Source organism: Acetobacter sacchari (genome assembly GCF_017377715.1).
Lineage (GTDB): Bacteria > Pseudomonadota > Alphaproteobacteria > Acetobacterales > Acetobacteraceae > Acetobacter > Acetobacter sacchari.
On record NZ_JAFVMF010000140.1, the window covers coordinates 1 to 228 of the forward strand.

General features: G+C 61.4%; 1 protein-coding gene. It reads right to left on the bottom strand.

The genetic code is table 11. The annotated features are described in order from the left end of the window. Nucleotides 1–213: hypothetical protein (locus J2D73_RS20525; RefSeq protein WP_207884281.1), on the bottom strand; the 213-nt coding region annotated here is incomplete at its 3' end. Nucleotides 214–228 lie beyond the last annotated feature (15 nt).

The following is a 228-nucleotide window of genomic DNA, read 5'->3' on the forward strand; positions in this document are numbered from 1 at the left end:
TCCAGCAGGGGGCGGCAGCATCTTCACCAAAGCCCGGCAAAAAGGGGGGGCGAGAATTTCCGGCGACGGGCGGACGAATTGGTCTCCCGCAGCCAGAAATGCGGGAAACATGACGAACGAGCCGCGGTCAGACGGAAAGACCCTATGAACCTTTACTGCAGCTTTGCCTTCCTGCACGCCAAGCCCGGCGGGCACGAGGAAGGAGGCTGACATGATGCCGGATCCAAG